7 protein-coding genes are annotated in these 7,835 nt (G+C 66.9%); 2 read left to right on the top strand and 5 right to left on the bottom strand.

Features of this window, described 5'->3' with window-relative positions:
* Both ACRDUX_RS04755 and ACRDUX_RS04750 read right to left on the bottom strand, forming a co-directional pair.
* Positions 1 to 461 (bottom strand): GntR family transcriptional regulator (locus tag ACRDUX_RS04755; protein WP_526411510.1); only part of this gene is annotated, 461 nt, incomplete at its 3' end.
* Positions 462 to 596: 135 nt separating this feature from the next.
* Positions 597 to 1,472, bottom strand: a complete 876-nt coding sequence (locus ACRDUX_RS04750) for a LysR family transcriptional regulator (protein WP_526411508.1) — start codon at positions 1,470 to 1,472, stop codon at positions 597 to 599.
* A 70-nt stretch (positions 1,473 to 1,542) separates the two neighbouring features.
* On the opposite strand from ACRDUX_RS04750, the gene ACRDUX_RS04745 reads away from it, so the two are divergent.
* On the top strand, positions 1,543 to 2,259 hold the full coding sequence (locus ACRDUX_RS04745) for an SDR family NAD(P)-dependent oxidoreductase (RefSeq protein ID WP_526411506.1): 717 nt from the start codon (positions 1,543 to 1,545) through the stop codon (positions 2,257 to 2,259).
* Between the two features lie 95 nt (positions 2,260 to 2,354).
* On the opposite strand, the gene ACRDUX_RS04740 is transcribed toward ACRDUX_RS04745, so the two are convergent.
* Genes ACRDUX_RS04740 through ACRDUX_RS04730 form a run of 3 tightly spaced genes read right to left on the bottom strand, consistent with a single transcriptional unit; the run spans position 2,355 to position 6,093 of the window.
* Positions 2,355 to 3,395 (bottom strand): LLM class F420-dependent oxidoreductase, encoded by a 1,041-nt coding sequence (locus ACRDUX_RS04740; protein ID WP_526411504.1) that lies wholly within the window; start codon positions 3,393 to 3,395, stop codon positions 2,355 to 2,357.
* 18 nt (positions 3,396 to 3,413) lie between these two features.
* The gene (locus ACRDUX_RS04735) at positions 3,414 to 4,304 is read right to left on the bottom strand and encodes a mycofactocin-coupled SDR family oxidoreductase (RefSeq protein ID WP_526411503.1); all 891 of its coding nucleotides are present in this window, start codon (positions 4,302 to 4,304) and stop codon (positions 3,414 to 3,416) included.
* Between the two features lie 4 nt (positions 4,305 to 4,308).
* Entirely contained in the window at positions 4,309 to 6,093 is a 1,785-nt protein-coding gene (locus tag ACRDUX_RS04730; protein ID WP_526411501.1) for a thiamine pyrophosphate-binding protein, read from the bottom strand.
* Between the two features lie 202 nt (positions 6,094 to 6,295).
* Between ACRDUX_RS04730 and ACRDUX_RS04725 the strand changes: the two genes are divergently transcribed.
* On the top strand, positions 6,296 to 7,835 hold a 1,540-nt coding region (locus ACRDUX_RS04725; protein ID WP_526411499.1), incomplete at its 3' end, for a PucR family transcriptional regulator.

The raw sequence follows: 7,835 nt of genomic DNA, 5'->3' as shown, positions 1-7,835 counted from the left end.
CCGTGAATCATCGCGACGAGGCTCGGGCTCTTCGCCGCGTAGCGGATCGTGTCGTGAAACTCGGTGTTCAAATCGGTCAAGCGATCCCGGCTCTGGTCATCGGGTTCCAGGCCGCACTGCTCCATCTCCAGACAGAGGTCCTCCAGGCGCTGCAACGTCTCGGTGTCGATGCGCTCCGTGGCCAGCTCGCCGGCGAGCGACTCCAATTCGGCCCGTGACCGGTAGATGTCGTGGACTTCACCGTCGGTCCACCGCCGCACGGTGGCACCGCGGTTCGGCGACATCTCGATGAGACCCTCGGCAGCCAGACGAGGCAGCGCCTCGCGAATCGGCGTGCGGCTCACCGCGAGTTCCGCGGCGAGGTCGACCTCCAACAACCTGGAGCCTGGCAACAACTGACCCGACAGAATGCGTTCGCGGATCGCGAGGTATGCAGCTTCGGTCGACTTGGTCCCACTCATGCTTCACACCCGGTCTCTCGCTCTTCCACAACCTCGACGCGCGGCACGATTTGCGGACACCCCCATCGTATCGATCACGCAGCACCCGACGCGGCGTACCCGGCGAGGTGCGCGAAACCGGGGCACGGGCGACGCTCAGATCGTCTGATCGCGGCACGCCAGGGCCGCGGTGATGAATTCGTCACGCGCCGCGTTGGATACCTCGGCATTCCAGATCAGTATCACCCGGCTGGGTCCGATGTCCTCGATCGGCACGACCCGCACGTCGGGTCGTCGGTAGAACTTCGTCGTCGACCGCGGCAGTACCGCGAACCCTTCATGTGCCGCAACCAGTTCCAACTTCTCCTCGACGGTCGACGCCATCTTGCGCGACGAGGCGCGGCGCTGCTCGGCATCGGCGATCACCCGCCACTCGGGCACGGTGCCCAGGTCCTGCAGCAGGCGGCGCGAGGCCAGCTCGGCGAGCTTGATCGACGGGCGCGTCGCCAGCGGATCTCTGATGGACAGCAGCGCGTCGCGTGGCTCGTCGAGGAGATGGGCTGCGCCAAGACCGGTGTGTTCGATGGGCTCACGGGCATACACCACGTCGGCCCGTCCGCTCTGCACGGCCGAGACCTGCTCGCCCCACCACACCTGTGTCACCTCGACGCGGTAGGCCGGGTCCGCGGCCTCGAAGGCTCTCGTTGCGGCGGTGGCGAGCAGGCCCGGTAATACCCCGACGGTCACGGTGACCGTGGCCGTTTCGACGTGGCGGAGGCGTTCCCGCAATGCGGTCGACTCGGCGAGCATGAAGCGGCCGTCCTCGAGCAACTGCGTGCCTGCGGCCGTGAGCGTGGTGCCCCGCGAGCCGCGCGAGAACAGGCTCACCCCCAACTCGTCCTCGAAGGCGCGAATCTGCCTGGACAGCACGGGTTGTGCGATGTGCAGGCGACGGGCTGCGCGCCCGAAGTTCAGTTCCTCCGCAACCGCCACGAAGTACCGCAGCTTGCGCATGTCGAGATCTGCCGCCATACCCCAAGGGTATCGCTGAACGACCAAAAGGGTCTTGGACGCGCACTTCGTGCGCGGGGACCGTGGAGCCATGAGTCTGAAGAACAACAGAGTCCTCGTCATCGGCGGCACCTCCGGCATCGGCCTTGCCGTCGCCAGCGCCGTCGCCGACCGCGGCGGTGTCCCGATCGTCGCGTCGCGGAAGCAGTCCAGCGTGGACAACGCGTTGGCGCGGCTGCCCGATGGCGCCCGCGGCGCCGTCGTCGATCTCTCCGACGCCGATGCCCTCGATCGATTCGCCGCGGACGTCGGCGACATCGACCACCTGGTGTTCACCGCTGGCGAGTCGCTGGAGATGGCCAAGATCACCGATCTGACCCCCGACGTCATCTCGAGCTTCTTCACGACGCGGTTCGTCGGTGCACTGAACGCGGTGCGGGTCTTCGCGCCGAAGATCGCGGCGGGCGGATCGATCACGATGACGAGCGGGACCGCCGCTCACCAGCCGGGGTTCGGAGTGCTGCCGGTGAGCATCTGCGGAGCGATGAACGCGGCCGTGACGGCGCTGGCCGTCGAGCTCGCACCCATCCGCGTGAATGCCGTTGCGCCAGGCGTAGTTCGCACGCCGCTGTGGGACGCGTTCGGCGACGATGCGCGGCAGGCGGTGTTCGACGATGCGGCGCAGAGACTTCCGCTGGGTCGGATCGGCGAGGTGGAGGACGCCGCCTTGGCGTACGTGTACTGCATGGAGCAGACCTACGGGACCGGTGTCGTGCTCACCGTCGACGGAGGCACGCTATTGGTGTAGTGGCGCTCACCGGTGGCCGCCGCGCCTCGAGATTGAAGGGATGCAGGCGCGCACTCGCAAAAGCTCTGCATGTGTTCAGTTTCGGCGAAGCTGACCTAGTTGGCCATGGCGACGAGTTCCGCGCAGAACTTCACCGCTTCGCGGTCGTCGCCCGCGAGCGGATGCACCAGCATCGTCGTGACACCGGCTTCGGCGTAGGCGGCCAGGCGTTCCTTGACGAACCCCGCTGGCCCGACCAGCGACACGCTGCGAACCAGCTCGTCGGGCACGGCGGCGATGGCCTCGTCCTTCTTGCCCGCGAGGTAGAGATCCTGGACGTGGTCGGCGACGTCGCCGAAGCCGTATCGCGTCGCCAGGTTGTGGTAGAAGTTCTTGCCGCGAGCGCCCATACCGCCGATGTACAGCGCCAGTTGGGGTTTCGCCCATGCCAGCCGATCGTCGACGTCGTCGCCGATGGCCAGGCTGGCCGAGACCATGACGTCGAGCGGTCCGAGGGCCGCATCGCGCTTGGCGGCACCGGCGCGCAGCGCGTCACCCCATACGTCGTCGGCCTTCTCCGGGTAGTAGAACACCGGCTGCCAGCCTTCGGCGATCTCGGCAGTGAGCTGAACGTTCTGCGGGCCGAGCGCGGCGATCGTGATCGGAATGGTTTCGCGCACGGGATGATTGATGAGCTTCAGTGGCTTGCCGAGACCCGTGCCGCGATCCGCGGGCAACGGCACCTGGTAGTACTTGCCGTCGAACTGCACCTTCTCGCGGCGCCACACCTGGCGGCAGATCTCGACCACCTCGCGCGTGCGGCCCAGCGGCGCATCGAAGGGGACGCCGTGAAAGCCTTCGACCACCTGCGGGCCCGACGTGCCGATGCCGAGCCGGAACCGGCCGTCGGAGACGTAGTCGACGCCCGCCGCCGTCATCGCCAGCAGCGTCGGGGTGCGGCTGTAGATCGGGACGACGCCGGAACCCAGCTCGATGGTGGAAGTCTTGGCCGCGAGATAGCCCAGTTGACTGATCGCGTCGTAGGAGTAGGCCTCGGCGACGAGGGCGATGTCGACGCCACACTTCTCGAGTTCGACCACCTGGTCGGCCGCCTCCCGGAAGCCGCTGGAATAGCTCAGGAAGATTCCGGTGCGCATGACTGGTTTATATCACCATCAACCAGTTGGTTGGGATTCGGGGTGCTCCCGTCCAGCCGTCAGATGAGGAGCCTTGAACGGGTTCAGTGCGCCCGCGTCGATGACTTGCGTGGTGCCGGTGATGAATCGACCGTCGTCCGATGCGAGGTACAGCACCGCATTGGAGACGTCGATCGGGTCGAGGAAGGGGATCGGCAATGCGTGCATGGCGGTCAGCGCGTCGAGGGCGTCGTGCTGAGTCGCGCCATCCTTGCCACCGGCGAACAGCCGGTTGTAGCGAGGATTGTTGATCATCGCGGTGTTGACGTTGGTCGGGTTGATCGAGTTCACGCGAATCCCGAACGGAGCCAATTCGCCGGAGAGCGTGCGCATCAGACCGTTCACGCCGTGCTTGGACGCGGCGTAGTGGCCGACGTTGAGTTCAACCGTCAGGCCCGAGATCGAGCTGATCAGGATGACGGCGCCACCCTCGCCCTGGCGCAACAGAAAGGGGACCGTCGCCTTGATCGTCTTCCACACCCCGGTCAGGTTCACGTCGATCTGATCCTGGAACTGCCGTTCGGTGAACTCCCACAACGGGGCGGTGTCGTTCAACGTGCCCGCGTTGGCCACCACCACGTCGAGCCGACCAAGTTCCGAAACCGCGGCGGCCACAGCGGCTTCCATGCCGGCGAGGTCCCTGACGTCGACTTCGGCGGCGAACACCCGCCGACCACGGCTCTTGACCAGATCGACGGTGGTGACGAGGTCGTCGGAGTCGGCCATGGGGTAGGGGACGGTGTCGATCTGCCTGCAGACGTCGAGAGCGATGATGTCTGCTCCCTCGTCGGCGAGCCGAAGCGCGTGCGATCGGCCTTGGCCGCGGGCGGCGCCGGTGATTAGCGCGACCTTGCCTTCGAGACGCGGCATCGGACTACTGGTGCTGCTCGCTGGCGCGCCGCTCGCGATACTCCGCCGCGCGCTCATCGGTGATGTGCGGCAGTGGGGGGAAGTCGAGCCAACCGGGGACGAACGGGCTGGCCAGATCGCGGTCGGTGGGGATCTCCACCAGGACGGGGGCTTTGGCGTCGAAGGCGCGCTTGAACGTCGGCTCCAGATCGGATGCCGACTCCACGCGGAACGACTCGAGGCCGAACGCCTTGCCGAGAGCCTTGAAACTCGGGCTGTACGGAGTGCCATCGGGTCGGTTGAACTCGGTGCCGATGATGCGGTCGGTCGCATTGCGCTGCCCGCCGCGGATCGAGATGTAGCCCGAGTTGTCCTGCACGACGAAGACCACCGCGATGTCGTGCTGGATGGCGACGCCGATCTCCTGCGCGGTCATCAGGAAGTCGCCGTCACCGGTGACGCAGGCGACCTGACGTTCGGGGGCGGCGAGTTTGGCGCCGAGGGCGGCAGGCACCGGCCAACCCATGGACGAGAAACCGCCAGTGGTCAGATGGGTGCGCGGTTCGTAGACGGGGAAGGTCTGCTTGACCGCGCCCTGCGTGTTGCCCGAACCGGCCAGCACGATACCGCTGCGGTCCATCACCTGCCGGAGCGCGCCGAGCGGACGCTGCAGCGTGAACGGGAAGCGGTCGGAGTCCCGTCGGGTGGCGAGTTCGTTCTCCCACTCCGCCTTTCGGTCTGCCACCTCGGCGAGGTACTCGCTGCGGTCCGGCTTGGCGGGCAGCGACGCGACGATCGCCGCGACGGCAGGCTTGGCGTCGGCGAGGATGCCGACCTCGGCCGGATAGATCTTGCCGATCTCGTGAGGATCGATGTCGATGTGGATGAGCTTCGCCGGCGGGAACGAAAACGACTGTCCCTTAGCGTAACTGGACGACGACCAGTCGGTGAAACGACAACCGATGGACACCACGACGTCGGCGTTGGCGGCCAGGTAGTTGCCGTGGATGGTGCCGGTCTGGCCGACGCTGCCGACGAAGAGGTCGTGGTCCTCGGGAAACGCGCTCTTGCCGTTCCAGGTGGTCACGACGGGGATGTTCAAACCGTCGGCCAGCGCACGCACCTCGTCGGTCGCGTTGGCGCTGATCGCACCGCCGCCGACGACGATCACCGGGCGCCGCGCAGTGCCCAGCAGGTCGACCGCGCGCTGGATCGCGTCCGGGTCCGGGTACTGCAGGCCCACGGGAAGGCGGCGTGCGAGGTCGTGGAAGTTAACCTCTGCGGTCTCGGCGTGCAAGTCCCACGGGACCTCGACGTGGGCCGGGCCGCGACGCCCGGTCAGCATCGTGCTGAACGCGCGATGCAGGATGAACGGCAGGTCCTCGATGCTGTTGGCGACCCAGCTGCGCTTCGAGACCGCCTCGGCCACTTGGGGAAACCCGTTGTCCTTCTGGCGTTCCAGCTCCTGGAGCACCCCGCGGCCGCGCATGTGCCGCGGCGGTCCGCCGGTGATGACCAGCACGCTGGTCGAGTCGCTGTACGCGGTGGCCAGTCCGAGCACCGTGTTGGACGCACCCGCACCGATCGACGTGACCGCGGCCATCGGCTTGCCGGAAACTCGGTAGTAGCCGTCGGCCAGGTGCACCGCGCTCTGCTCGTGGTAGGTCTGGATGAAGGGGATCTTCGACTCGTCCTCGTTGAACGCGTCCATCAGGCCCCAGATGCCGTGACCGGGGATGCCTGCCGCGTACGGGACGCCGTACTCCTTGAGGATGCGGGCGATGACCTGCCCGCCGTTGAGCTGAGGCATGTGAGTGTCTCCTTCTGCTGATCGGCGTACTGATCGTCGAGTGGTCATCGGTGAGACGGCCGGCCGCCTGCGACTGCGATGACCTTCACTGCAAGTGTGCACACCGGGCCTGCGTCGTCGTTAGACTCATTTTGCGCAGTAGGTCCGGATTTCGCTGCACAGAGTGCCCAACAGTGCATTGCGACGCGAGAAGGGTGGCGCCATGGCCATGACAGTCGAGGCAGCGCTGCAGCTCGAGGTGTTCCACCGAATCGCCTTCAAGGTCTACGCGGGCGAAACCAGCCTCGCACGCGCGATCCGCTGGGTCCATCCCACCGAGATCGCCGACATCGCACAGTTTCTCAGCGGTGGCGAGATGCTCTTGACCGCGGGCCTCGGGATTGGGTCGACGCCGGAGAGCCAACGCAACTACATCGCGCAGATTGCCGACGCTCAGGCCGCCGTGCTGGTCATCGAGCTCAGCGGCCGCGCCTTCGACACGATGCCCGAAGCGCTCGTCGAAGCTGCCCGCGAACGTGACTTTCCCCTTGTCGGACTCGACGGCGAACTGCCGTTCGTGGAGGTGTCCGCCCAGGTGCACGAGTCGATCGTCGACCAACGGGTTCTCGACCTCAGCGCGTATGAACGGCTGAACGCGACGTTCATGCAGCTGCTGCTGGCCGGCCAGGACCATGTGTTGTTCACCGATGCACTCGCCGCCGAGGTCGGCCATCCCGTCGTACTGGAGGACGCCACCCGGCAGGTCGTCGCGTACTCGGGCGCGTCGGAGGCGGGCGACGAGGTGCTGTCGGAATGGGAGCAGCACTCGCGCATCGCGCACGACTCCGCATCGGTCGACGCCAACAACGCCAACGAGGCCCACGACTGCACCCGCAGGGCCGTCGTGCTGCGTGGTGAGCGGTGGGGTTGGCTGCACGTCCTGCACGGCGGCGTACCGATCGCGGGGACGGCCGGGTACGCGCTGGACCGTGCGACCGACGGGATCGCGATCGCGCTGCTCGGCGCCCGTGAGAGTGGCGCCAAGTCGGCGCAACGGCAGAACGCCTTGGTCAGTCGATTGTTGCTCGGCGATATCTCCGGTGATTCGTTCGTCACCCGCGCCCTGCGGATCGGTCGCGACCTTCGCGACCGGGCGCTGGTGGCGGTGTTCGTCTGTAAGGAGACACCTGCGGGCGCCACCAGCGACGAAGCGATGGAGGAACTCTGCAGGAAGCTGCACGTACCCGCGGTCGTGGCCGACCTCGGCGAGCACACGCTGGCCATCATGGGGCTGTCTCGGACCAGCTCCGAGAAGCAACTGGTGGAACGATTGACCGCACTGGACGTGCGGGCCGGCATCAGTCGACCGGTCAGTGCGGGACAGCTTCCGACCGCCATCGAGCAGGCCAGAAGTGCGGCATCGGTCGCCGCGGCGAAGCCGGACAAGGCCGTGCACCGCTTCGACGACCTCGGCGTGCTTCGCCTATTGGCCTCGCTGGCCGGGGGACCGGAACTGGCGCGATACATCGAGGACGAGCTGGGGGCGATCCTCAAGCACGACGCGAAGGCGACCAACCCCCTGCTGCCGACACTGCGCACGTACCTGTCGTGTGACGGCAACAAGTCCCAGGCCGCGCAGCTGCTGTTCGTTCAGCGGCGCACCCTCTACTACCGACTCGAGCGCATCACCGGCCTGCTCGGTCGCTCACTGGACGATCCGGACACCCGGCAGGCGTTGATCTTCGCCGTCCGTGGCCACGACC

Origin of the sequence: Mycobacterium sp. (genome assembly GCF_050701675.1) — a bacterium.
GTDB lineage: Bacteria > Actinomycetota > Actinomycetes > Mycobacteriales > Mycobacteriaceae > Mycobacterium.
This window is presented reverse-complemented; position numbering and strand designations above follow the sequence as displayed.

Coding starts and splice junctions, on each gene's coding strand:
- ACRDUX_RS04750 (WP_526411508.1), bottom strand. CDS start 1,472: ATGGCGGCAGATCTCGACATGCGCAAGCTGCGGTACTTCGTGGCGGTT.
- ACRDUX_RS04745 (WP_526411506.1), top strand. CDS start 1,543: ATGAGTCTGAAGAACAACAGAGTCCTCGTCATCGGCGGCACCTCCGGC.
- ACRDUX_RS04740 (WP_526411504.1), bottom strand. CDS start 3,395: ATGCGCACCGGAATCTTCCTGAGCTATTCCAGCGGCTTCCGGGAGGCG.
- ACRDUX_RS04735 (WP_526411503.1), bottom strand. CDS start 4,304: ATGCCGCGTCTCGAAGGCAAGGTCGCGCTAATCACCGGCGCCGCCCGC.
- ACRDUX_RS04730 (WP_526411501.1), bottom strand. CDS start 6,093: ATGCCTCAGCTCAACGGCGGGCAGGTCATCGCCCGCATCCTCAAGGAG.